The following is a 24,078-nucleotide window of genomic DNA, read 5'->3' as shown; positions in this document are numbered from 1 at the left end:
CAACGCAACCATGCATCCAGCCGTCATCCTTCGCATTCTTGGCCTGCTGCTGATGGTCTACAGCAGCACCATGCTGTTGCCGGCCCTGGTGGCCCTGATCTACAACGACGGTGGCGCCCAACAGTTCATCTACGCCTTTGCCATCACCCTGGTGGCAGGCCTGCTGTGCTGGCTGCCGGTGCAGAATCGCAAACAGGATTTGCGGGTGCGGGATGGGTTCGTGGTGGTGGTGCTGTTCTGGACCGTGCTGGGGTTGTTCGGCGCCATTCCGTTTATGCTGGGGGATGAACCCCACATGGATGTGGCGGATGCGGTGTTTGAATCCATTTCCGGTTTGACCACCACCGGTGCCACCGTCATCAGCGGCATCGACGCGCTGCCCAAGTCCATCCTCTTCTATCGCCAGCAATTGCAATGGTTGGGTGGCATGGGAATCATCGTGCTGGCGGTGGCGATCCTGCCCATGCTCGGTGTGGGCGGTATGCAGTTGTACCGGGCGGAAGCCCCCGGCCCGGTGAAGGACAACAAACTCACCCCGCGCATCACCGAGACAGCCAAGGCCCTCTGGTACATCTATGTGTCGTTGACCCTGGCCTGTGCCCTGGCGTACTGGCTCTGTGGCATGAGTGTGTTCGATGCCATCAGCCACAGCTTTTCCACCGTGGCCATCGGCGGGTTTTCCACCCACGACGCCAGCATCGGCTATTTCCAAAGTACCAGCATCGAGCTGGTGACGGTGCTGTTCATGCTGTTGGCGGGGGTGAACTTCGGCCTGCATTTTCTGGCCTGGCGGCGGCGTAATGTTTTTTCCTATTTCCAGGATCCGGAATTCCGCTTCTACATCACGGTGCTGTTGAGCATCAGCCTGCTGGTGTTTGTCGGATTGCTGCTCACCAATGAATATTCCGATCCGTTGCTGGCGGCCCGCCATGCCCTGTTTGAAACCGTCTCCATCGGCACCACCACCGGTTATGGGGTGGCGGATTTCTCGGCCTGGCACCCGTTGCTGGCCACCGCCCTGATCATGGGCAGCTTTGTAGGTGCCTGTGCGGCTTCCACCGGCGGCGGCATCAAGGCGATTCGGGTGTACCTGATGTTCAAGCAGGGCCTGCGGGAAATCCGCCGCCTGATCCACCCCAATGCGGTGATGATCATCAAGCTCTCCAATAAAGCGGTACCGGATCGGGTGATCGAGGCGGTCTGGGGGTTTTTCGGGATTTACCTGATCAGCTTCTGCGTTCTGTTCCTGGCCATGCTGGCCACCGGGCTGGATTTCATCAGCGGCTTTTCCGCGGTGGCCGCCTGCCTCAACAACCTGGGTCCGGGTATCGGCACGGTCTCGGTGCACTACGGGGAGATCAGCGACACCGCCAAATGGATACTGTGCTTCGCCATGCTGTTGGGGCGACTGGAGATTTTCACCTTGCTGGTACTGTTTACCCCCATGTTCTGGCGTCATTAAGTTCGGTTTTTTGTGATTTTTTTCCAATTTGCGAGCAGAATACGCCTGCCATCAGCAAATCTGGCTATACTCGGAATAACACCCACCAAGATGATCATCGGTTATGTTCAATCGTGACGAATGGATTCTTGAACAACAGAATCCGATGATTTCCCTGAAAAAGTGGCAGACCACAGTGGATCTGGTAGCGAAACTGTATGAATCCCCTGCAGTTTATATCATCCAGTCCACCTCCCACGGCTACCAGGTTGTCATCGGCAACAAGAATGCGAACTCGCCCTATCAGGCCGGCGAACGTTTTGCCAAAGAGGCGAAGCTGTTCAGTGCCGAGGTGATCCGCCTGGCCGGACCTCTGTACGTGAATCACGCCACCACCATGCCGGAATGGCAGGATAACCCGGTGGTGCAGTCCCACCGTATCAATTCGTTTCTCGGGGTCCCCATCTATTGGCCTGACGGCGCCTGTTTCGGCACGATTTGCGTGCTGGATTTTGCCGTCACCCACTACAACCGCACCTATCAGGAGTTGCTGTGGCAGTTCCGCGATCTGGTGGAAGGGGATCTGCTCCTCAATAGCCAGTTTTTACAGTTGCTGGAATTGTCCACCAAGGATGAACTGACCCGCCTGCTCAATCGTCGTGGCTTTTTTATCCAGGCGGAAAAGCACGTGCGCCTGGCCCAGCGCCTGAAACAAAGCGTAGGGGTGATGTACCTGGATCTGGATCGGCTCAAGCAGATCAACGACCAGTACGGCCACCGCCTGGGAGACAAAACCATCTCGGCCCTGGCCACGGCCATTCACAATGTGCTGCGGGACAGCGATGTGGCGGGCCGCATCGGCGGTGACGAGTTTGTGGTGGTGATGATGCCCGGTGATGCCCAGGCTCTGCCGAAAATGGCGGCCCGCATCCGTTCCGAGCTGACCAACCTCTGCAGTGGGGAGCTGGAAGCGCTGAAGCCCAGCGTCAGTATCGGCTATCGTCTGTTCGGGGTGGAGGAGTTAACCGCCATCGACCGTATGGTGTCACTGGTGGATGAGCGGATGTACGCCGACAAACACCACAATCATAATTCCGACCAGGTGGACGCAGGCTGACCCTCAGCGGGTGCCGCGTCTATTGAAAATAACGGGTCACGGCCTTGTGCAACCAGTAGCGGCGCCGGCCCGCTTCGCTGCCCGCCAGGTGCGCCTGCACCGCATCCACATAACCAGCGTCTTCCGCCATGATGTGGGTGATCAGCCAGTTGTTGAGGAAAGCCGCCAGCTCCGCCCCCACCGACTCCCCCTGTAACGCCCGCTGCCGCAGGGTTTCAATCAGCTTGGTGAAGGTTCGGTGGGCCAGCTGATGACTGTCAAAGTCGCCGTAGCCAATTTCCTCCAGCATGGCTTCCTCAAACGTGAGATGGGAAAAGGTGTAGTCCACCAGGTCGGTCAGCACGGCGTTGATCCGGGCCTGGTCGGGATCATGCTCCAACACGTCATAAACACGATTGATGTAATCAATGATGCGCCGGTGTTGGCCATCGATGACCGGGATACCCAGTTCAAATTCACTGGACCAGACAAAATGCGGCATGAGAATCCTCCTGATTATCCGAACAGGCGCGCAACCCAACCGGCCTTGCGTGCTCTGACCCGACGGGTGGCCTCTTCCATATTGGCTTTCACCACATCGCCATAGTCACGATCGTCGTGCTTGATGTGATTCACCAACCAGGCTTTCAGGGTATGCAACAATTCATCGGTGATATCCGCCCCGGCGCGGGCCTGTTGCTGATAACTGTCAACCCGGCGGGTGAACAGGGCATGCACTTTCTGATGGGCTTTGAGGAAAGGGTAGCCGGCCTCTTCCATCAGGGATTCTTCAAACGCAAAGTGGGACAGGGTGTAGTCCACCAGCTCGTCCAACACTTCCATCAGTTCCGCCTGACTGTGATGCTGGTGCGCCAGCTCCACTTTGCCGATGTATTCCACAATGCGTTGATGCTGGCTGTCGATTACGGGGATGCCAATTTCCAGTTCGGAAGACCACTGTAAGTTCATCGTCTTTGCCTCCTTGCTTACTGCGCTTCGGTTACTGTCAATATAGTCGGGGGGCTACCGTGCTCCAGCACGGAAAGAGCGAATACCGATCCAGCTCAATAAAAGCGGTGTTTTTTAGCCGCACCAGGCCAGGAACGTGAGGGGGTTCACAAAGGGGATGTGGTGGACCGCAAACAGTGAGCACAAACCACCGGGCCAGCGGGTGGTGGTCGATGCGCTGGCCCTGATGAAAGAATAAATACCTGGATGAACCGAGAGCTAGATGATGTCCGGGGATTTGACCGCGGTGCCGCCGTCCAGGGCAATCACGTTCCCGGTGATATAGGCACCGGCGGGAGAGGACAGGAACACGGCCAGGCCTTCCATGTCCCGGGGTTCGCCCAAGCGACCCAGGGGCACCGCCTGACGTTGCTGCTCCGCCATCTTTTCATCCTTCAACACAAAGGTGGTCATGCGGCTGGGGAACACGCCGGGGGCAATGGCGTTGACCGTAATGTGCTTGGCCGCCAGTTCACCGGCGAGAATTTTGGTGAGGTGGTTGAGGGCCGCCTTGCTGGGGCCGTAGGCGTAGGCTTGCATGCTGCCATACATTTGCCCGGCCACCGAGGTGATGTTGATGACCCGCGCCGGATCGTCGGCACTGGCGGCCGCTTCCAGCATGGGCAAACATTTCTGGGTCATGACAAAGGCGGATTTCACATTCAGGTTCTGGATTTTATCCCAGGCTTCACCGGGATACTGCTCCAAGGGCGCACCCCAGGTCACTCCGGCGTTGTTCACCAGAATATTCAATTTGCCTTCCTGCTGCTGGATGGCGTTCACCAGATCCAGACAACCCTGTTCGCTGGACAGGTCAGCAGGGATGCCAATACAGGTGCCGAAGGCTGACAGCTCTTCGGCGGTCTTGGCGCAGGCTTCTGCCTTGCGCGACGCCACATAGACTTTGGCGCCGTTCTTCACCAGTCCCTGGGCAATCATGTAGCCGATGCCGCTGGTGCCCCCGGTGACCAGGGCAACGCGACCTTCCACAGTAAACAACGAACTCATAGGGTTTCCTCTCTGATAGCCTTCAATCTTTGTAATTTTTTTTCAGGATGTGGGCAGCGTGCATGACGTGTTCCTGCATCATGAAGTCCGCCCGCTCCGGTTGCTGCTGGTTCATGGCGTCGAAAATCACCTGATGGTGATCGTGGGCCCGCTGAAATTCCCGCAGGCTGTACCAGCGAAACGAACCGTTGAACACGATGGGAATATTGCGCGACTGTTTGGCGAACCGCACCAGTAAATCATTGTGGGTCTCCAGCAGGATGGCGAGGTGAAAAGCTTTGTTCATCTCCCGCCATTCATCAAATTCCCCCCGCTCCAGTTGGCCACTTTGCAACAGGTTTTCACCGCTTTGCAGGGTGGACTGCAGGGTGGTGCGCAGCGCCTCCGACAGGCCCCGTTCCGCAATCAAACGACAGCCCAGTCCTTCCAGCACGGAGCGCACCCGGAACGCGCTGACGATGTCCTCCAGGGAAAAGCGCCGCACGGAATAGCCTTTGTTGGGGGCGTATTCCAGCAGGCCATCCTTGGCCAGCACCCGCAACGCTTCCCGGATCGGCGTGCGCGACACCTGCATGCGTTCCGCCAGCCAGGTTTCCTGCAGACGGGTGCCGGGATCAAACTCACCCTGCAGCAATAATTCCCGCAGGGCTTCGGTGACGTTGAGGGAGCGGGTGGATTTCAGGGCATCGGTCATAGGCTGATGTTATCCGGCTGCCTTATTTGCCCACCAAAGAGCGGGCGATGATTTCCTTCATGATCTCGGACGTGCCGCCGTAGATGCGCTGGATGCGGGCATCCATATACGCACGGGAGATACCGTATTCCATCATGTAGCCGTAGCCGCCGAACAACTGCAGACATTCATCCGCCACTTTGGATTGCAGTTCGGTGGTGGACAGCTTGGCCATGGAGGCTTCCACCGCCGACAGTGCGTTCTGTTCATACTTGCCGATGCACTGCTGGATGTAGGCCTTGTTCACTTCCACCTGGGTTTTCAGGTCCGCCAGTTTGAAGCGGGTGTTCTGGAACTGGGACACCGCCATGCCGAACGCCTTGCGCTCATTCACGTATTCCACGGTGGATTCGATCATGCCTTCACAGGCCATGATGGCGCTGATGGCGAGGATCAGGCGCTCCCGCGGCAGTTCGTTCATCAGGTTGGCAAAGCCTTTGCCCAGACCACCCAGGATTTCGGCTTCCGGCACGGTGACGTTGTCAAAAAACAGCTCGGAGGTGTCGCCGCAGTGCAGGCCCATTTTCTCGAGGTTGCGGCCACGCTCGAAGCCGGGCAGGGTGGCGTCCACGGTGAACAGGGTGATGCCCTTGGCGCCGGCGTTGGGATCGGTTTTGGCGGCCACCACAATCACGTCACAATGCTGGCCGTTGGTGATGAAGGTCTTCTGGCCGTTGATGCTGTACTGGCCGTCTTTCAACACGGCGGAGGTGCGCATGCCCTGCAGGTCGGAACCGGCACCGGGTTCGGTCATGGCGATGGCCCCCACCGCTTCCCCGCTCACCATCTTCGGCAGCCACTGCTGTTTTTGCTCCTCGCTGCCCAGATGCAGGATGTAGGGGGTGACGATGTCGGAATGCACCGACACGCTGGAGGCCAGTGCCATGTAGTTGTTGCGGGCGAATTCGTCGATGATGATGGCCGACAGGGCAAAGTCGGCCCCGTAACCGCCGTACTCTTCCGGCACATCCACCGCCAGGAAGCCATTCTGACCCAGCTTGTGCCACAGCTCGCGGGGGAAGATCTCTTCCTTCTCCCACTGGGCGTAGTAGGGTTCCACTTCATTTTTCAGGAACTTACGGAAGGTGTCCCGGAACAGCTCGCGGTCTTCCCGGCTCAACAGGGTGTCTGCAGTCATCTTTACTTCCCTCAAAAAAAGGAAAAGATTGTATACAATTTGCCGGGGGTGGCCAATTGGTCATTGTTACTGTCGAGGTGAGCGAATCGGTCAGGTGGTAATGGTGCCGAGCCCGTCAGGACGAGCACACCCTCATGACCCGATCACGCCCCCATCGTCCTTGGTGATGACCACGGTGGTGGAGCGGGGGCGGGTTTTGCCGTCGCTGGCGGGGTAGTTGATGCCCGGGTGCTGGATGTTGATCCACAGGGTGCGCTGGTCCGGGGCGAAGGTAATACCGGTGATCTCGCAGCCCCGGGGGCCCACCAGAAAGCGCCGCACCTCGCGGCTCACCGGGTCGGCACAGAGCAGCTGGTTGCAGCCCATGTTGGCATTCTGCGGCGCCTCATCATCGTAATCGGTTTGAATCCACAGGCGGCCTGCCTGATCAAAGGCCAGGCCATCGGGGGAGGAAAATACATCCCCGCGGATGTTGCCGACATGGTTATCCAGTGCTTGCGCGGAATCCCCGGGGGCGTCCCCCGCCAACAGGAAGAGCTCCCAGCGGAACCCGGTGGCCGCGGGGTTAGCATCCTGCTCCTGCAGTTTCAGGATCTGGCCATGCAGGTTGTTGGCCCGGGGGTTGGCCGGGTGCAGGGGCTGCTTGTTACCGCGGTCTTTATTGTTGGTGAGCGAGACATACACATCCCGGCTGTGGGGATGGATGGCCACCCATTCCGGCCGGTCCATGGGGGTGGCCCCCAGTTGGTCCGCCGCCAGCCGGGCATTGATCAGCACCTGGGCCTGATCGGCAAAGCCGTGCTCCGGGGTGAGTCCGTTCTGCCCCCACACCAGCGCCCGCCACTGGCCGCTGCCGTCTTCGTTGAGACAGGCGACATAGAGAGTGCCGGTATCCAGCAGGGAGCGGTCGAGCCGTGACCCATTGTGCTCGGTTTGCTGGGGAGCGTAGGCCTCCCGGGGCACGAATTTGTAGATATATTCTCCCCGGGTGTCGTCACCGGAGTACACCGCCATGGTGCCATCCGCACCCACGGCGACGGTGGCGCATTCCCGGCTGTACCGGCCAAGGGCCGTGCGCTTGATGGGGGTGCTGGTGGGGTCAAACGGGTCCACCTCCACCACCCAGCCAAAGCGGTGCGGTTCGTTCACGTAGCCGGCATGGGGCTGCCCAGGGCGCGGTGTGGCATCAAAACGGGGGTCCGCCGTTTCCCAGCCCTGGTAGGTTCGGCCACCGCGGGTGGGCACGCCGTTGCGCCAATGGGAGGGTCGCCCCTGGTGATCCGCCGCATCGCCGTTATAGAAATACTGGTGCCAGTTTTCTTCGCACATCAGGTAGGTGCCCCAGGGGGTGACCCCCATGGAACAGTTGTTCAGGGTGCCCAATACCCGGCGGCCACTCGGGTCGGCGACGGTGCGCAGCCAGGGGTGACCTGCTGCCGGGCCCGCCATGGCCATGGGGGTGTTGGCGGTGAGGCGGCGGTTAAAACGGGAGCCGGGCACGGTCTGCCATTGGCCGGCGGCATCCTGGTGAATTTCAATGATGCTGAGCCCGTGGGCGGCCTGCTCTTTGCGCACCTCATCCGCGGGCCGTTTGCCCTCCACCCAGGAAAAGCCGTTGGGGTGCAGGGTGGGATTCACGTATTCGTGATTGACCACCAGCAGGCCTCGGCCTGGATTTGAATTTGAACTTGCACCTGAACTCGAACCCAGGCCTGCAGCGGACAGGGTTTCCGGAAACGGGAAGAAATGCATGCCATCGTGGTTCTGGCCGGCCTGGCCCTCCTGTTCCTGCCAGCTATTGCTGGCGTCCGCGCGCCAGGGTGCTGCGTTCGGCAATACCGGATCACCCCAGGAGAAGAAGGGGCGGGCCTGATAGCCAGGCGCCACCCGCACCTGATCAAACCGGGGATCGGTCTGCACCGGCACCGAGGTGAAGCCCAGCAGCGGCTGACCGGCGGCATCCTGACCGGTACTGCAGGCCCCCAGCATCCCCAACAGCGACGCACCCAGGCCGCCCTGCAATACCTGCCGTCGCGTCAGGCGGAGTTGGGGTCTGGGGTTGACCGGCTGGTGGTCGGTATCGTCAGTGGCCGTCACGCTGGCTCCTTTTTTGAACGTACTCTGGTTAGAACGTGCGGGTTAAACCCCACAGGGCTTTTTCACACAGGTTTTTTTCATCTTCACTGAACCGCTTCAATACGGTAATGGAAGGTGTTGCGTACCCCGCTTACCGGCTGGGCTTTACCGTCCACCCGGGCGGGCTGATAACGAAACGCCTGGGCGGCCCGCAGGGAAGGCTGGATAAACAGGGGATGACATTGTCCCACCACTTTGGGGGCGGCAACAGACCCTTGGGCGGTCACGGTATACTCCACCGTGCAATCCCCTTCAATGCCCCGATCCAGGGCCTGGGGGGGATAGTCCGGCGTCGGCTTGTCCAGGGCGGCATAACTGTGGTTGTTGGCGGCCCAGCGCTCTGCAGCCAGGCGAGCCTGCTCTTCAGCCTGTTGTGCGGCTTGTTGTGCAGCGAGCTGTGCGGCTTTCTCTTGTTCCTTCCTGGCTTGTTCTTGTTTAGCCTGTTCCTCACGCTCACGCTGCTTACGTTTCTGCTCTTCCAAGCGTTCCTGCTCCAAACGCTCTTTTCGTAGGCGCGCCAGTTCCGCTGCAGCGGGTTCTGGAGGAGGTTCGGGCGCGAGCTCGGGAGGAGGGGCGGGCCTCGGCAGCGCCGGGGGTGGTGTCGGGAGTGGCGCCGGGGCTGGTGCCGGCCGGTACAACTCCGCCTGCAACACCTGCTGGGCACTGGGGGGAGCCGGCAGGGGTTGCCAGCTCCAGAACAATACCAGCCCCAGCACAAAATGCAGCATCACCGACACCAGGCCGGCGCCCAGCAAATCGATTCGGTCCCACAGGGAAACGGTGCTGCCGGCGCTGATCATCAGGGGGTTTCCGTCAACAGGCCCAGGCGGGTGATCCCGTTGTTCTGCAGGGCAGACATGGCGGCCACCACGTGACCATAGTCGGCGTGGGTGTCGGCGCGGATAAACACCCGGGTCTGCGGGTCGGACGCCACCAGCATTTGAATCCGCTGACTCATCTGCGGCAGGGACATGGCGCTGTCGGTAACGTCTTGCTCATTCAACTCGCTGCCCACATGCCAATGGTAGCCTCCGTCCTCCTGCACGGTGAGCGTTACAATCTGCTGCGGCGCCAGGGAAGGCAACGCCGCACTGGCCACTTTGGGTAACTCCACCGGCACATGTTGAGGCGTCAGCATGGGTGCCGTCACCATAAAAATCACCAGCAACACCAGCATCACGTCGATGTAGGGCACCACGTTCATTTCGGCTTTGGGTTTGCGCCCGGCTCGATACACTCCCATAGGGTGCTCCTTCAGGCCTTCGCCGTATGCAGGCGCCGGTGCAGCCGGGCCAGCACTTCGTCGGCAAAGCTCAGGTAACGGCTCAACAGCATTTCCGAGCGGGAACTGAGCCGGTTGTAGGCAATCACCGCCGGAATCGCTGCAAACAGGCCGATGGCGGTGGCGATCAGTGCTTCGGCAATGCCCGGGGCCACGGCAGCCAGGGTGGCCTGCTGGGCGCCGGACAAACCGATGAAGGAATTCATGATGCCCCATACGGTGCCGAACAGGCCGATGTAGGGGCTGGTGGAGCCCACCGTGGCCAGGAACGGCAATGCCTGATCCAGGCGCTCCTCCTGGTGGGCGATGGCCATGCGCATGGCCCGCTGGGCTCCTTCCAGAACGGCCTCAGGGGGCACTCCGGCGTGAGCGCTCAAATGGCTGTACTCGTCCATACCGGCGTTGAAGATCTGCGCCACTGCGGAACGCGGGTCCGCCCGCAGTTCACTGATGCCGTCGCCATCGCGGAAGTGCTGCAGGAACCTCTGCAGATCCCGCACATCCCCCCGCAGACTGCCGGCCCGCAACACAATAAAAAACCAGGACACCAGGGATGCCAGCAACAACACCAGCATCACCCCTTGCACCAAGGGGCTGGCATCCGCGATCAGGCTGGACACCGACATATTTTCCACCACCGTCGACACGTTTCTATACCTCGAACATTACACTATTGCATTTGCATGTCTGATTCATGACAAAACCGTTAAGGGGCAAGCTGCAGACCCGCCTTCACCGCAGACCAGGGCACCAGTTTGAAATTCTGGTTGCCGTCCGGCATGCGTTTGCGCCCGTCCTGCACCACCAGCAAACCGTCCTCATAGGGCGCCCCCAGATTGGCGGCGGTGACTTCCAGGCCATCGGTTTCCGATGCACCGTCGATGCCCAGTTCTGCGTTCAACCCGATGCGGAACACACCCTGCAGCGCATAGGGCGGCTCGCTGTCCAGTACCACATAGCTGTCGTTGCCCTGGCTGGAGATCACCAGATAGGATCGGTCTCCCTGATACAGGGCCAGACCTTCCACATCCGCTTGCAACACCTCACCCACCATCAGCACCGGCGTTTTTTGCAAAGGTTGTGGCTCAGCTTGGTTCGGGCGCGCATCCAAACGCCAGACACCGGTGTCCTCTTCCCCCACAAAAAGGGCATGCCGGGCATCATCCACCACACAGCCTTCCGGCTGACTGTCCAGGGCGAACTGCCGCACCAGCTCTCCCTGCACCTGCTGGTCGATAATGGCAAGACGATACTGTTGGAAGGTGCCATCTTTGTCGTTGGCCAGTACCTGCCATTCATTGGCGGCCGGTTGATACAGGCAGATGCCGTAGATGGCCGTTAAATTGGTGGGCATCTCCCCCACATGTGTGAAGTGACCGCTGCCATGCTCGATGCGGAACACCGACACGGAATTCAGATCGCGGTTACTGGCCACGGCCACATCGAATTCATCACCGTAACGCAGGTCCACATTGTTAAGGCGGCCCACCGGCAGGCTCTGCACCAGGTTGCCTGCCAGGTCGTACACCAGCAGCCCGCGCTGCTTGTTGGTGCCCACCACCCGACTCTGTGCGGGGTCCGTTGCGTGTACCCAGATGGCGGGATCGTCTGCTGCATCACCCCGTTGCTGGACCGGCGCGGTTTGGGCACTGGGTTGCAGCACGGGGATCACAGGATTGCCTGCGGGGGTGGTCTGCTGCGATGACGGAACGGTGGGCTTGGGCAACCGCAGTTGCCACGCCTGTTGAGCGTCATCCAGTAACAACAACAACCAGGTGTTGTCCTCTTCACGCAGGGACACCTGTTGTGGCTCGGCCATGGCAATCTCCGCCTGCAGGGAGGACTGTTGTTGCACCTGCCAGGATTGTTGTACCTGCCAATGCTCCGCATCCTGGCCAGTAATCCGGTACAGGTTGCCGGCGGCCGCGTCCAGCAGCAGCATGCCTTCGGCACTCAAGGCCAACGCATCGGCGCCCTGGCTCAACTGCCCGAACGGTGCCCGCATCGCCACCGGATGCCGTTGCACTTCCACTTCTTCGTGTGCGGGATAACGCCAGACACCGGCATGGGGTTCGCTGATGTACAGCCACTGGCCGCGGTCATCCACCTGACAATGCTCTGCCCCCGGCGGGACGCCAATGGCTCGAACCGAACGCGGCGTTGCCAACCAACCATTTGCGTCTGCCACCAAAAGTTGACTTCCCTGTCCCTCGGTTCCCAAAACGAACACAAACGTCAATTGCTCCCGCTGGTAAAGGCACAATCCCTCCACGGCGAACGCCTGGGCCGGTATCCAGTGCGGTGCTTGCCACTGGTTTTCGGCGGCGCGGTAAGTCACCAACATCACCTGTTGACGATCCCGGTCATAGGTGGCTACTTGCACTTGTTCCTGTTGCTCTAACTGCACCCGCACATCCAGGCGCTCAAAACTGCCGGGCAGTTGCGCCACGGCGGCGCCCTCTGGATTCAGCAGCAGCAGCCCGGCCTGCTCACTGACCATGACCCGATCCCCGCCAGCATGCCCCACCGGTTGAGGCAACAGGCGGATGTCTTCGATGGGCCAGGGTGATTGCGGCGCCCAGGTGTGCGCTGACGGCGACACAGCGTTACCGGCACAACCCGCCAGGCTCAACGCCAGCAGCCATACCCGTAAAGATGCCAGCGGAGAACCCATTCCATTACAAACTGTGTACCTGATGTTCATGGTTCGAATCGTATCCTGTTTCAGAATTGGGTGAAGGTCAGGCCCAGTTTGTAGGTGGGTCCGTATTCTTCGTATTGCGCGTTGTAGCGATTGCGATTCACATAGGTGTAGTAGGGCTCGTCAGTAATATTCAACGCTTCAAACTTCACCTGCAGCTGGGTCGTGACAAAATAGCTGGCACTGAAATCGACAATGGTCTGGCTTTCCGCAAACACATCGTTCTGATCCGAACCGAAGCCGGAGACTTCATCCAGGTATTCGGATTTGTAGTTGGCCGACAGTCGCATGCTCAGGCTTTCGTTTTCCCAGCCCAGCATCAGGTTGCCCACGGTGTCCGACTGGTTGGGCAGTTCGATGGAACGCTTGTGATACTCGCCGTCGGCATAACCGCTGATGTCCGCATCGGATTCAGTGAAGGTGAGGTTGGCACCCACAATCACACCGTTGAAGGGTGCCGGCAGTTGCTCCAGTTTCTGGGAATAGGCCAACTCGATGCCGTACAGACTGGCGCTGTCTCCGTTGGCGTACGTGATTGCCTCATCGTAATCCGCAAACGCCGGCGAGCCCGCCAGGTCCGTTTCATAAATAAAGTTTTCGATATCCTTGTAGAAGATAAACGCAGACACCACACCAGCGCGCCCCAGGTAATGTTCAATGCCCAGATCCAAATTGCTGGATTCCAACGGGTCCAGGTTGGGGTTACCCGCTTCGTATTCATCATCGGCGTCGTACACGCCCGGTCGGATCTGGTCGAAGGTGGGGCGCACCACCACGTTGGTCCAGGCAAACCGCAACTGGGTGTCTTCGCCCATTCGGTAACGCAGGTGCAGACCCGGCAGCCAGTTGTCGTAATCGTTGTCGGAATTCAGCTCGACAAACTCGTCGTTCTCAAACCCCGTGCCTTTGGATTCCTGTTCTGTGCCCTCGTAACGCAGGCCCACCATCACCCGCCAGTCGGCGATGTCCACGCTATTCATGATGTAGGCGGCATTGATGTCCTCACGGATGCGGTAGTCCTCCAAACGGGAACCTTCTTCATCCACTTCTCCTTCAGCACCGGCCAGGAAGCGTTCCACCGCCGAAGCACTGATGGCCGGACCAAACTGACCCAGGGCATAATCCACGTTAGCGTTGCTGAATTGGCTCAGGTTCAGTTGTTGATCGGTAAAGCCGGCATCGGTGAAATCGCCGTAGGTCACGATGTTGAGATCGTTGGTCTTTTCCCGCCGGCTGATTTTGGCACCGAACTTCAATTGGGAAGGATGATTGCCCCAGGCATAATCCCGCAGCAGATCCACTTTGATGTTGTGCTCTTCATCCTCGGCAATCTGGTTTTCGATTTCCACTTCGTCCAGGGCATACTCGGCGGCATCATAAAATCCGGCAGCCACGATGGGGCTGGGTTCGCGGGTATTGCGGAACGACGCATCGGCAAACACATCCTCCCGGGTGAACACCGCACCGGCGATATGATCCGGCGTATCCTCACTGGCTTCGCTGAAACCGGCCTGGGCGGAGAGGGTCCACAGGCCCAGCATCTTTTCGCCACCCAACACTATGCTGGTGATTTCCTGGGTTTCTTTACGGTTCTTCAACTCCCGTTCCGCTTCCAGGTCTGTGCTATCGCCTTCGGCGATGGCGTCATCAAAGCCGATGATGGCGGACTGGCGGGTTTCTGTGTCGGTGAATTCGCTGTACAGGGTGCGCAGGTAATAACGGGTGGTGCTATCCGCTTTGTAATCGAAGTTCAAACCCACACCCATGCGTTCACGGGTCAGCTGGTAATCCCGCAGTTCAAACTCTTCCAGGCGGGCGCCGTCCGCAAAATCCCAGGCGCCGCCGGTTTCCACGTTGTCGGAACCGAAATCCCGATCCTGCCAACTGAGGGCCAGTGCCACACCCAGGTTGTCCTGGCCGGCACCGACGCTGAACCGGTTGCTCACCGCGCCGGACAGTTTGGGGCTGGTTTCCCCGGTGTTGTCATCGTAACTGCCTTCCACGGTGGCGGTATAAAACAGGCCGTCATGATCGAACGCCGACAGGCTCTCCACCTCAATGGTGCCGCCCAGTGAATTGGCGTCCATATCCGGCGTCAGGGTTTTGATCACCGACAGCGACTGCACCAGCTCCGAAGGCAACACATCCAGTGCCACGGCACGCCGGTCCGCTTCCGGTGCCGGCACCAGGGTGCCGTTGATGGTGACGCTGTTCAGGTCCGGCGCCAGACCCCGAACCCGTACAAAACGACCTTCACCCTGATCCCGTTCCACCGACACGCCGGGAATCCGTTGCAGGGCTTCGGCCGCATTGTCGTCGGGCAACTGGGCAATGCCGTCGGCGTGCACCACACTTTCGATGCTGTCCGCATTGCGTTGTTCTTTGATGGCACGGTCCATACTCACGGCCTGACCCACCACATCCAGATGTTCTGTGGCGGGCGCCTCCGCCCAGGCAGAGCTTTGAGCAGCGGTCTGGGCTGCAATCAAGGCCGGTAACAGTGCAAGACGAAATTTCATAACGGATTCCCCAGGATGCGTTGGCTGATCGATATTGGTGGGGCACGCTAGTTTTCACCGGTGACAAAAATGTTACAGCCACTGGGCAGACGCGGCGGAAACGGCACGATACAACGCCAAAACACGGGCGTTTGAGCTAATTCGACCTGATCCGTTTGCGGCAAACCCGGACGCCACCGGCGCCTTCCGTCAACCGCTGCAAAAATTCGTACTCTTCCTCCATTTACGCTGAGCTGATTTGACCCCCGCTGCGCCGGCCTGGGTTCTTTCTGCGAATTCACGAACTGTCACCAAACCGTCATGGAGTTCTGCTTTGCTGGCGCCAACTGGATTACAGATTCATGTCAGACGATGAAAACCCTGTTGCAACTCCATGCCATGAAATTGGGCGCCCTGTTCCTGCTGGCCAACGCTGCGCTGGTGGCGTTCCTCAGTGCCGGTGATTTCAAGCCGCTGGAACTCTGGTCGTGGAGTGACATCATCGGCGAAGGCGGCACCGCGCTGCTGGCCCTGGCCTGGATCATTCTGGTGCTGAAAAGCCGCCCCGCCGGACTGGTCACCCAATTGCTGAGCCTGGGCCTGGGCTGCCTGTTTTTTTCCTGGTGGGTGGATACCCTGGACGAGTTCATCCGTCTGCCGGCGTCCGTGCAGTGGGATCACTGGCTGGAGTCCATTCCCATGCCGGTGGGCATGTTGCTGTTGACCCTGGGCATCTTCCACTGGCATCACGAGCAACTGGCCATCAACCAGCAAATGGTGAAGCGGGAGAAGGCCTTTCGCGAGCACCGCCTGTTCGACCCGGTCACGCCCCTGGGCGGCGCGGAATACCTCAAGCAGCATCTCGACCTGGCCCTGGTGGAGGCACGCCAGCAACGACTGCCGTTGGCGGTGGTGATCCTCGACATCGATGACTTCAACCGCATCAATCACCAGCACGGGTTTCAGGAAGGGGATGCGGTGCTGCGGGCACTGACCCAACTCCTGCTGTTGAACCTGCGCACCCACGATCTGATTTTCCGCCTGGCGGGGGATCGCTTTGTGATGCTGCTGCCCAACACCGGCGAACAACAAGCCACCACCATGGCCCAGGCCCTGAAATCTGCCGTCGACCACTTTGCCTATCACAACCAGCAAAACGGTGAACGCATTCCCTTAACCTGCTGTTCGGCGCTGGTTGTCGCCAAGGATGAAAACAGCGCACACCTCATGGAGCGATTGCACCTGGCCTTGGCCCACGCCAAGCAGCCACCCCGCCTGCAGCGGGCCTGAGGTTTTGCCCATGAGCGCGCTGCACCGGGTCTACGAACTGGACACCCCCATCATCCCCCTGCACCAGCAACCCGCCGCCCTGATCGACCTGGCGCTGGCGCGGGGCGTCAACCTGGACCGCTTGCTGCGGGGCACCCGCCTGTTCCAGGATCAACTGCTGGAGCCGGGGCGCCGCATTACGCCGGATCAGTTTTACCAGCTGATGGATAACGGCATCCGGCTGTTGGACAACCCGGACACCGCGTTCCTGTTCGGGCAACGGATTTTGCCCGGCCATTATGGGGCGGTCAGCGAGCAACTGCGGCAGGCCCATACCCTGCATGAGGCGTTGGAATGCCTGACCACCGGCGCGGCGCTGTTCAGTCCGTTGCTGGCTCCGCGACTGGTGCTGGACGACCATTACGGGTATCTGTTCTGGGTTGATACCTGCCGCCCGGGGCACCAGCGGCGTTTTTTGGTGGAAGCCGCCATGACGGCGGTGTACGCCCTGAGCCGCCAACTGTTTGCCAGCAAGCTGCCCTGGGAATGCCGCTTCAGCTACCCCCAGCCCCGCCATATCGAGCAGTACTGGCTGCACCTGGGGGAACAGATCCGCTTCGACCAGGCCATGGACATGATGCGCATTCCCCGCCAATACCTGCATCACCCCCTGACCCCGGGCAGTGGCCTCACGGCACAGATGATCCGGCAGCAGGCCCAGGGCCAACTGCAGCAACTGAGCCACATCCAGGGGTTTCTGCAACACCTGTACCTGCTGCTGGAGACCACCCTGAAAGTGGAAAACCCGCGCCAGGAGCGCATCGCGGCGCAACTGGGGATGAGTACCTCGGGCCTGAAACGCCTGCTGAAGAAACACCATACCAGCTATCAACAACAGCTCGACCAGGTCCGCAAGCTCACCGCCCTGCAACTGATCCAATGGAAGCAGTTCAGCAACGAGGATGTGGCGCGCCTGCTGCACATCAACGATGCCGCCAATTTCCGTCGCTGCTTCAAGCGCTGGACCGGCCTGGCGCCCAACCAATTACGGGCCCAGTGGGTAAAATAGGGGGCAGAATAGATCCAGCTTATCCAGCCCGAGTTTAACCCTGGCCTGTCTCTCTATCGGCAAACCTAACCCGATTAGATCAAACAAGGCGGTACTCCCTATGGCCCACAGCACCCATTTCACCCTGTTCAGAAAACTCCTTATCCAGGCCCGCGACGCCAACCTGGCGGCCAGCGGCCAGACACCACGGGCCGTCGATACCGATCGTCGCGCCTTTTTGCGCAACAGCGCCCTGGGCGGCACAGCGCTCGTCGCCTCCGGCAGCCTGGCCGGTTGCATCGGCGCCAAAAGCGAACGGGTGGCCATCATCGGCGGCGGCCTGGCGGGCTTGAGCGCCGCCTATCATCTGGGGCGGGCCGGCCTCAAGGTCAACGTCTACGAAGCCCGCCGCCGCGTCGGCGGAAGGATTCACACCGTGCATAACGCCGCAGGGGATGGCCTTTACACCGATCTTGGCGCCGAGCTGGTGAACAGCGATCATGACGACATGCTGGCCCTGGCAGAGACCTTCGGCATCGGCCTCACCAACCGCAAGGTGCCGTCCGAGCTGGACGCAGTGGCCTATTACTACGGCGGGCGCAAACGCAGCGAGGCGGAAATGGCGGCTGCACTGCAACCACTGGCCGCCCAATTGATGCAGGACGCTGAATTACTGGATGAGGATTGGGACACCTACGCCCCCATCTTTGATCACCTTTCCCTGGCCCAGTACCTGGACCAGCACCAAAACAAGCTGCCTGCCGATCCCAACGTGCGCGACCTGATCGAAGGCGCGGTGCGGGTGGAATACGGTGTCGAGCCAATGGACTCCTCCGCCCTGCAACTGCTGTATCTGCTGCCGGTGGTGGACGGCGACCACCTGGAAGTGTTGAGCACCAGTGATGAGATGTACGCCATCAACGGCGGTTCCGAAGCCGTGGTGGAGAGCTTGCGCTCGGTATTGCAAGGGCAACTGCACACCCAGCGGGCCCTCACCCGGATTCGCAAAACCGAATCGGGCTATCGCCTCAGTTTTAGCAAAGGCCGTGACGTGGAGGCGGATTACGTCATCCTGGCGCTGCCCTTCACCGCCCTGCGCCAAGTGGAAATGGCACTGGAATTGCCCGAGACCCTGCAGCGTTTTATTCACGAAGTGGACCTGGGCCGCAACGAGAAACTGATTGCCGGTGTCAACCAGCGGGTGTGGCTGGGTGAAGCCGGTTTTCAACTGGAAGCCTGGAGCGACCAGAGCGTTTCCCTCCTGTGGGACGCCAGCCAACGGCAACCGGAACTGGCGCAAGGTGCCCTTACATTTTTTGCCGGCGCCAGTGAAGTGGATGCCATCAGTTCCGGCACCGCCGTCGAGCAGGGCCAGGCCCTGCTCAGTGAGTACACTCCCCTGATTCCCGGTTTGGCGCACGTGAGCAACGGTAAGTTCCTGCGCAGCGCCTGGCATACCACACCGTACATCGGCGGCGGCTACACCAATTTCAAACCGGGCCAGTACACCGAGTTGGCGGAGGAGTTGTTGTACATCGAAGCGGATGACCCGGAAGAAGCCCAGCACTTTGCCCTGGACAACTTGGTGTTCGCCGGTGAGCACACCAGTGATGAATACTATGGTTTCATGAACGGCGCCGCGCAGAGTGGGCGGTTGGCTGCACACTACATTTTGCAGGCCATGCTGCAGGAATCGTAACACCACTGGATACTGTGTGCCGAAACCTGCACTGGTTCGGCACACAGTTTTCACAACACTGTTTTTGCCACGCTGTTTTCTCACCCCTTAAATTTCTCTGCTTTCTTTTCGCCACGGATGTCTTTGTTCACGTAACGCTGCTTACTTGAATATCCAGCTCATCGAGTAAAGGGAATTTCTGTTTCTACAAGGTGTAATTCATTATGACTAACAATCGAAAACTATCGACACTCACTACCATCTTTATCATCACCCTGCTCACCGCTTGTGGAGGAGGTGGTGGTGGCGGTGGCAATAACAGCGACAGTGATCGCGGAGGCACGACGACGCCGACTAGATTTACAGACGACTTGGAAGTCCGACAATCAGACATTGATCTGGTGAACACTGATCTTCAAGATCGTTATAATGAAGTGATTGCAATCACTTCGACCAAAGATTTGAGCGAAGATTCTCTGACCGGCTTATGGATACAACTTGAAGGATCTGTGAGCCTGATTATTTACGATAATGATAAGCCTTACTATCAAGTCATGAATACACGGCGGCTTAGTGAGTCTTTTGTTCGTGTATCACAAGATACCGGCGCCATCATACTTGCAACAACTAATTCCTTCTCACCTCTGAACTATGAAGTAGTGGAGCGAGATGGCAAAACATATCTAAAAAACCTATCCTCTCGCAGTTCGGAAGACTTGGAGATATCGATCGAAGAAAATCGAGTGATCACGCTCATTTCAAGCATTCAGAATGAGAGTGACACAAATTCAGATAGCCATCGTAGTTACATGAGAATGACCAAGTGGGTAAAGGTTAGCAATGACGAAGAGGAAGCAATAGGCATCTACACAAGTGACCTCACGACCAGTGACGTCGATATAGATCATCTTATTAGCAGCTACACGATCGAAGAATTCTTCTGGGAAGGAAACCACGGCATCAATACTCACAATGGAATTGTTGCAGAGTTTGAAGGACAACAATTTCGTTCTGATCGGAGAGTTAGTACCGAAAATGGTAAAACTACGCACGTTTCTGGAACTGAGATTACCATCAGTGGATTCAGATATTATTTTGTAGATGAGTTCAGTGGTGCGAACGCTGAAGTAATCTTGACTCCTTTACAATAACGCTATCGATCTTGGATCAAGGTAGACCTAGCATCCATCACAAACCTATTAAACCTCTTCAACCCCGATTCCAAAACACATTCAGCATATTCCCGGCCACAATCAACCCAGAGCCGATCACCAGCCACAGGTCCACTCTTTCCTGATACAGCAGATAACCCACTAACGCAATCAACGGCAGCCGCAACAGGTCCATGGGCACCACCACCGAGGCATCCGCCAGGGCCAGCGCGCGCACCATGCAATAGTGGGCGGTCAACCCGGTCACCCCCACCAGCAGAAACCAGGGCCAGTGCCGGGTTTGCAGTGGCGCCCAATCCTGCCAGGCGGGCAACAATCCCAGCGGCAGCTGTATCAACATCATGTAAAACAGAATGCTCAGGGCGGAGTGCCTGGCCGCCAGCTTTTTGGTGAGAGTGTGGGACAGGCCATACGCCAATGCACCCCCCAACATGGCGAGCGCAGCCACTTGCAGAAGGTCACCACCCGGTCGCAGAATCAGCATCACACCCGCCAGGCCCACCGCCAACGCCGTTACCCGCACCAGGGTAATGCGTTCCTTCAGAATCAGGGCAGCAAACACCAGAGTCCACAGCGGTACTGTAAATTCAATGGCGAACACCGCCGCCAGGGGCAGATAAGCGATGGCAAAAAACCAACCGAACTGGCCGGCATAATGAGCCAGGTTGCGCAGTAGGTGAGTGGTGACATCGGCATGGGTAATTCGATGCCAGCCCAGCGCGCTCAGCAACAACACCATCAAGGTCAGGCCAATGGCGCTGCGCACGGCCAGAATCTGAAAGGTACCAAAATCCGCAGACAACTCGCGGCCGGCGATCGCCATGGCGGTGAACGAGCATAAGGTGCCCAGCATCCACAGTGCCGCGCGGGTGCCAGGATTCATGATTACAGCCATGGGCATAGCGTTCCAAAAAGGCCATCAATTTTCAAAGTGGCCTTATTGAAACCCGCGCGCTCCGCAGCGGTAAAGGGGTTTTTGCGGCAATTCACAGTTTGCGGATTTTATAGAGTTGCCGGCACACGCCTCATGTTACAACCCTCGAAGACACGACGTCACACACGCTGGAACAGGGAGCCTCACCATGAACAAGTTTCTATCTCTTTTCTATCTGATCCTGATAGTTGGACCGCTTACAGGTTGCGGCAGCAGCGACCTGGACGACGAAGGCAAATTCTCAATCCGCTTCCTGGGTAACGGCAGCGCCCAGGTCAACAGTGAGGACCTGCAATGCACCGAGGATTGCGAGCACCTGATCACGTTCAGCACGCTCGAAACCAACAGCCTGGTCAGCAACACGCGCCACTTCACAGCCGAGGCCAGTGCCGCGGAGGACAGCCAGTTCCTGGGTTGGCTCGCCTCCAACCGCGATCTGGTGTCCTTCGATTATCCCTGTGACGATGATCCTGTGTGCGAAGTGGTGATGCAGGAGACCTGCGCCGTTTCTCTGCCCATACCCGTGGTCTGTGTGGCCAACAGCATCAACGATCTGGAGCTGCGTCCGGTCACCGTGCTTAAGGATTCATTGATCGATTGGGATCGCGCCAGCGACGCTCTGTGTGTACTGCAACAGCCAGGCATTGCCCAATGCTGGCAAACCACCGTGGAGCTTTACCGGCATTTTGAGCGCACCGCCGCGCCGGTGTTGAATCAACCTACCGCCATATCCGGTGCCGGCAATATGGCCTGCGCCCTGGATCAAAGCGGTGTGCATTGCTGGTCGGATAAACCGGAGCGCATGCTTGCAGAACCCAGCGCGCATTTCGGCCTGCAACAGGTGGAGGCCATTGCCGTGCGCTTCGGTTATTACGGCTGCGCTCTGGCGTTGGGTGACGTCACCTGCTGGCAGGGGCAGGCTGCAGCCCAAGTACCGGAGTTGGTCGACCCCCGCAATTTGCGCCGCGACGGTCACGCCATCTGTGTGGATGAAGGGGCAGGTGAAGCCGGAACCGATGGTGAGACCCTGTGCTGGTCCACCATCGGCGGTCAATACAATGAGTGGCGCACGCCTTAACGCAGATAGGGTTTCAGATCCGTGTTGAAATAGCGATACAGGGCGCTCTTCTGTTCGCGCTCGGACTGGCGCCAGCCGTACACCTCCGGGCGCCGGGTTTCGATGGCCAGGGTGCCGAACACCAGCCAGTCATACAACGCCAGGGTCCCACACACATTCTTGGCGGAGTTCTTGCCGCGGGCATGGTGATGATGATGTTGGGTGGGAAAGGTGAAGATATGGCTCAGGCCCCACATGGTTTTGCGCACCCAGGCCCAACGGTGATTGTGAAAATACAGATCGTAGTTCCAGTTGGCGTGGGTGTGGGCAGACCACAAACCCTTCACCACAGTGCCCCACAGGAACACCTCAGTCAGCCCCAGATACAAGGCCAGCAACTGGAACCAGTAGTTCGGCATAATGAACCACCACAGCCAGCCGTTGGTAAAGGTCTGCACCACGCTGAGCTGGCCACGGTCATCATCCCCACTGATGTGATGGGGGCGGTGGGATAACTTGAACACAGCCTGAATCTTCTGGGCCCAGCGGGCCTTGGGTCGGCGGCAATGGGCGAAATAGTGACCGGCCCCATGGATCAGCTCCTCCAGGCAGAAGAACACGATCAGCGTGGGCCAAAAATAGGATTGCTCCAACCAGGCCAAGGACCCGGCACTGGCGGGAAACACCGCCGTCAGCGCCAGACCGATGAGGAGCAACACCAGGGGCCGCTGTACCGCCACCATCATACCCACCGTGAGTCCGGCCATCTGCCAGTCCCGAGCCGTACGGGCACCGTTGCCGCTGCGCCCGCTGAGCCATTCCGTGATGGCCGCCAGGGCCACAAACGCCACGATGGAAAGGGAAACCAGATCATTCAATGTCATTATTATTCTCCAGTACAAAGCCTGCAGATAAGTCTGATCCCGCCTATAATATTCATCCAATCGATATTACATATATTAATTATCCATGAAGCTGAATTTACGAGCGGTTGATCTGAACCTGCTGCCGATTTTTGTGGCGGTGGTGGAAGCTGGGAAGCTGTCCCTGGCGGCGGACCGACTGGGCATGAGCCAGCCCGCGGTGAGCGCCGCCCTGCAACGACTGCGACTCACCGTGCAGGCCCCATTGTTCACCCGCAGCCGCTCCGGGCTGAGCCCCACCCCAAGAGCCCTGGAGCTTTACACTGCAGTAAGTACACACTTGCAAAATGTGGCCCAAGCCCTGGACCCGGCCCATTGCTTCGATCCCGCCACCAGCGAACGGGCCTTTCAACTGCTGGCACCGGACTTTCTGGAATTCCTGGTACTGGGGCACCTGATGCGCAACCTGCGCGAAGTCAGTGCCCACATCAGCGTTCGCATGCAACCTCAGCAGGAAGACTGGCAGCGCCAGCTGCTGGACGGCAAAGCGGACTTCGCCATCGACTCCCAGTTACCCGGCGACGACCGGCTGGAGGCGGAAGTGGTGATGGAAGAGACCCTGGCGGTGGTGGCGCGACTGGATCACCCCCGGATTCAGGGCAGCCTTTCCCTGGAGGCGTTTCTGGCCGCGGAACATGTGGTGCTGCCGGCCCGGGAGCGGCAGGTACTGCCCCTGGATCAGATCCTGGGCAAGCCCGGCTGGCGCCGGCGGGTGGGAGCCCAGGTGGTCAGCTATGGGAATCTGTTGCCGGTGGCTGCCGGCAGCGACCTGATCGCCACGGTCCCCCTGCGCATGGCACAGGTGCTGGCACCCACCCTGGGATTGCAGGTGCTGCCGTTCCCGGTGGCGGTGCCCGCCATTCCGGTGTATCTGCTGTGGCCCCGTGCCCTGCAGCAAGACCCGGCCCATCGCTGGTTTTGCGATCTGTTGCGGCGTCAATTGGCTGAGTTGTAGC

At 59.1% G+C, this 24,078-nt stretch carries 21 protein-coding genes; 8 read left to right on the top strand and 13 right to left on the bottom strand.

Features of this window, described 5'->3' with window-relative positions; translation table 11 throughout:
• Positions 1–10: 10 nt before the first annotated feature.
• Entirely contained in the window at positions 11–1,462 is a 1,452-nt protein-coding gene (locus D9N14_RS08945) for a TrkH family potassium uptake protein (protein ID WP_290579028.1), read from the top strand.
• A 103-nt stretch (positions 1,463–1,565) separates the two neighbouring features.
• Positions 1,566–2,558: a sensor domain-containing diguanylate cyclase gene (locus D9N14_RS08940; RefSeq protein WP_290579027.1), complete on the top strand. Its 993-nt coding sequence runs from the start codon at positions 1,566–1,568 to the stop codon at positions 2,556–2,558.
• Positions 2,559–2,577: 19 nt separating this feature from the next.
• Here the strand turns inward: D9N14_RS08940 and D9N14_RS08935 are convergent, their stop codons facing one another.
• The 11 genes from D9N14_RS08935 to D9N14_RS08885 all read right to left on the bottom strand — a co-directional run bounded on the left by D9N14_RS08935 (position 2,578) and on the right by D9N14_RS08885 (position 15,062).
• Positions 2,578–3,039, bottom strand: a complete 462-nt coding sequence (locus D9N14_RS08935) for a bacteriohemerythrin (protein WP_290579026.1) — start codon at positions 3,037–3,039, stop codon at positions 2,578–2,580.
• Between the two features lie 14 nt (positions 3,040–3,053).
• Complete coding sequence (locus D9N14_RS08930; RefSeq protein ID WP_290579025.1) at positions 3,054–3,506, bottom strand: bacteriohemerythrin; 453 nt, start codon at positions 3,504–3,506, stop codon at positions 3,054–3,056.
• Between the two features lie 258 nt (positions 3,507–3,764).
• Complete coding sequence (locus tag D9N14_RS08925; protein WP_290579024.1) at positions 3,765–4,553, bottom strand: SDR family oxidoreductase; 789 nt, start codon at positions 4,551–4,553, stop codon at positions 3,765–3,767.
• Positions 4,554–4,575: 22 nt separating this feature from the next.
• Positions 4,576–5,247 carry a GntR family transcriptional regulator gene (locus D9N14_RS08920; protein WP_290579023.1) on the bottom strand — a complete coding sequence of 224 codons (672 nt, stop codon included), beginning with the start codon at positions 5,245–5,247 and terminating at the stop codon, positions 4,576–4,578.
• A gap of 22 nt (positions 5,248–5,269) precedes the next feature.
• Positions 5,270–6,424, bottom strand: coding sequence for an acyl-CoA dehydrogenase family protein (locus D9N14_RS08915; protein WP_317622598.1), 1,155 nt, complete (start codon positions 6,422–6,424; stop codon positions 5,270–5,272).
• 132 nt (positions 6,425–6,556) lie between these two features.
• Positions 6,557–8,521, bottom strand: coding sequence for a PhoX family protein (locus tag D9N14_RS08910; protein WP_290579022.1), 1,965 nt, complete (start codon positions 8,519–8,521; stop codon positions 6,557–6,559).
• A gap of 83 nt (positions 8,522–8,604) precedes the next feature.
• On the bottom strand, positions 8,605–9,360 hold the full coding sequence (locus D9N14_RS08905; protein ID WP_290579021.1) for an energy transducer TonB: 756 nt from the start codon (positions 9,358–9,360) through the stop codon (positions 8,605–8,607).
• Positions 9,360–9,803, bottom strand: a complete 444-nt coding sequence (gene tolR, locus D9N14_RS08900; protein WP_290579020.1) for a protein TolR — start codon at positions 9,801–9,803, stop codon at positions 9,360–9,362. Before tolR ends, D9N14_RS08905 begins: the two co-directional genes overlap by 1 nt.
• An 11-nt stretch (positions 9,804–9,814) precedes the next feature.
• Complete coding sequence (tolQ, locus tag D9N14_RS08895; RefSeq protein ID WP_317622600.1) at positions 9,815–10,468, bottom strand: protein TolQ; 654 nt, start codon at positions 10,466–10,468, stop codon at positions 9,815–9,817.
• A gap of 80 nt (positions 10,469–10,548) precedes the next feature.
• Positions 10,549–12,546 (bottom strand): phytase, encoded by a 1,998-nt coding sequence (locus D9N14_RS08890; protein ID WP_290579019.1) that lies wholly within the window; start codon positions 12,544–12,546, stop codon positions 10,549–10,551.
• Positions 12,547–12,566: 20 nt separating this feature from the next.
• Entirely contained in the window at positions 12,567–15,062 is a 2,496-nt protein-coding gene (locus tag D9N14_RS08885) for a TonB-dependent receptor (protein WP_290579018.1), read from the bottom strand.
• Positions 15,063–15,413: 351 nt separating this feature from the next.
• On the opposite strand from D9N14_RS08885, the gene D9N14_RS08880 reads away from it, so the two are divergent.
• From D9N14_RS08880 to D9N14_RS08865, 4 genes are all read left to right on the top strand, one after another.
• Entirely contained in the window at positions 15,414–16,331 is a 918-nt protein-coding gene (locus tag D9N14_RS08880; RefSeq protein ID WP_290579017.1) for a GGDEF domain-containing protein, read from the top strand.
• A gap of 10 nt (positions 16,332–16,341) precedes the next feature.
• Positions 16,342–17,379 carry an AraC family transcriptional regulator gene (locus D9N14_RS08875; RefSeq protein WP_290579016.1) on the top strand — a complete coding sequence of 346 codons (1,038 nt, stop codon included), beginning with the start codon at positions 16,342–16,344 and terminating at the stop codon, positions 17,377–17,379.
• A 100-nt stretch (positions 17,380–17,479) separates the two neighbouring features.
• On the top strand, positions 17,480–19,057 hold the full coding sequence (locus D9N14_RS08870) for a flavin monoamine oxidase family protein (RefSeq protein WP_290579015.1): 1,578 nt from the start codon (positions 17,480–17,482) through the stop codon (positions 19,055–19,057).
• Between the two features lie 203 nt (positions 19,058–19,260).
• Positions 19,261–20,187, top strand: coding sequence for a hypothetical protein (locus D9N14_RS08865; RefSeq protein ID WP_290579014.1), 927 nt, complete (start codon positions 19,261–19,263; stop codon positions 20,185–20,187).
• Between the two features lie 58 nt (positions 20,188–20,245).
• Here the strand turns inward: D9N14_RS08865 and D9N14_RS08860 are convergent, their stop codons facing one another.
• A complete protein-coding gene (locus D9N14_RS08860; RefSeq protein WP_290579013.1) occupies positions 20,246–21,103 on the bottom strand; it encodes a DMT family transporter in 858 nt (285 codons plus the stop codon).
• A 187-nt stretch (positions 21,104–21,290) separates the two neighbouring features.
• Here D9N14_RS08860 and D9N14_RS08855 point away from each other — a divergent pair, with 187 nt between their 5' ends.
• The gene (locus D9N14_RS08855) at positions 21,291–22,220 is read left to right on the top strand and encodes a hypothetical protein (RefSeq protein ID WP_290579012.1); all 930 of its coding nucleotides are present in this window, start codon (positions 21,291–21,293) and stop codon (positions 22,218–22,220) included.
• Here the strand turns inward: D9N14_RS08855 and D9N14_RS08850 are convergent.
• Positions 22,217–23,083, bottom strand: a complete 867-nt coding sequence (locus D9N14_RS08850) for a sterol desaturase family protein (RefSeq protein ID WP_290579011.1) — start codon at positions 23,081–23,083, stop codon at positions 22,217–22,219. The genes D9N14_RS08855 and D9N14_RS08850 overlap by 4 nt on opposite strands.
• An 85-nt stretch (positions 23,084–23,168) precedes the next feature.
• On the opposite strand from D9N14_RS08850, the gene D9N14_RS08845 reads away from it, so the two are divergent.
• Positions 23,169–24,077, top strand: coding sequence for a LysR family transcriptional regulator (locus D9N14_RS08845; protein WP_290579010.1), 909 nt, complete (start codon positions 23,169–23,171; stop codon positions 24,075–24,077).
• Position 24,078: the final 1 nt, after the last annotated feature.

It is taken from the genome of Ketobacter sp., from assembly GCF_003671495.1.
Taxonomy (GTDB): Bacteria; Pseudomonadota; Gammaproteobacteria; order Pseudomonadales; family Ketobacteraceae; genus Ketobacter.
This window is presented reverse-complemented; position numbering and strand designations above follow the sequence as displayed.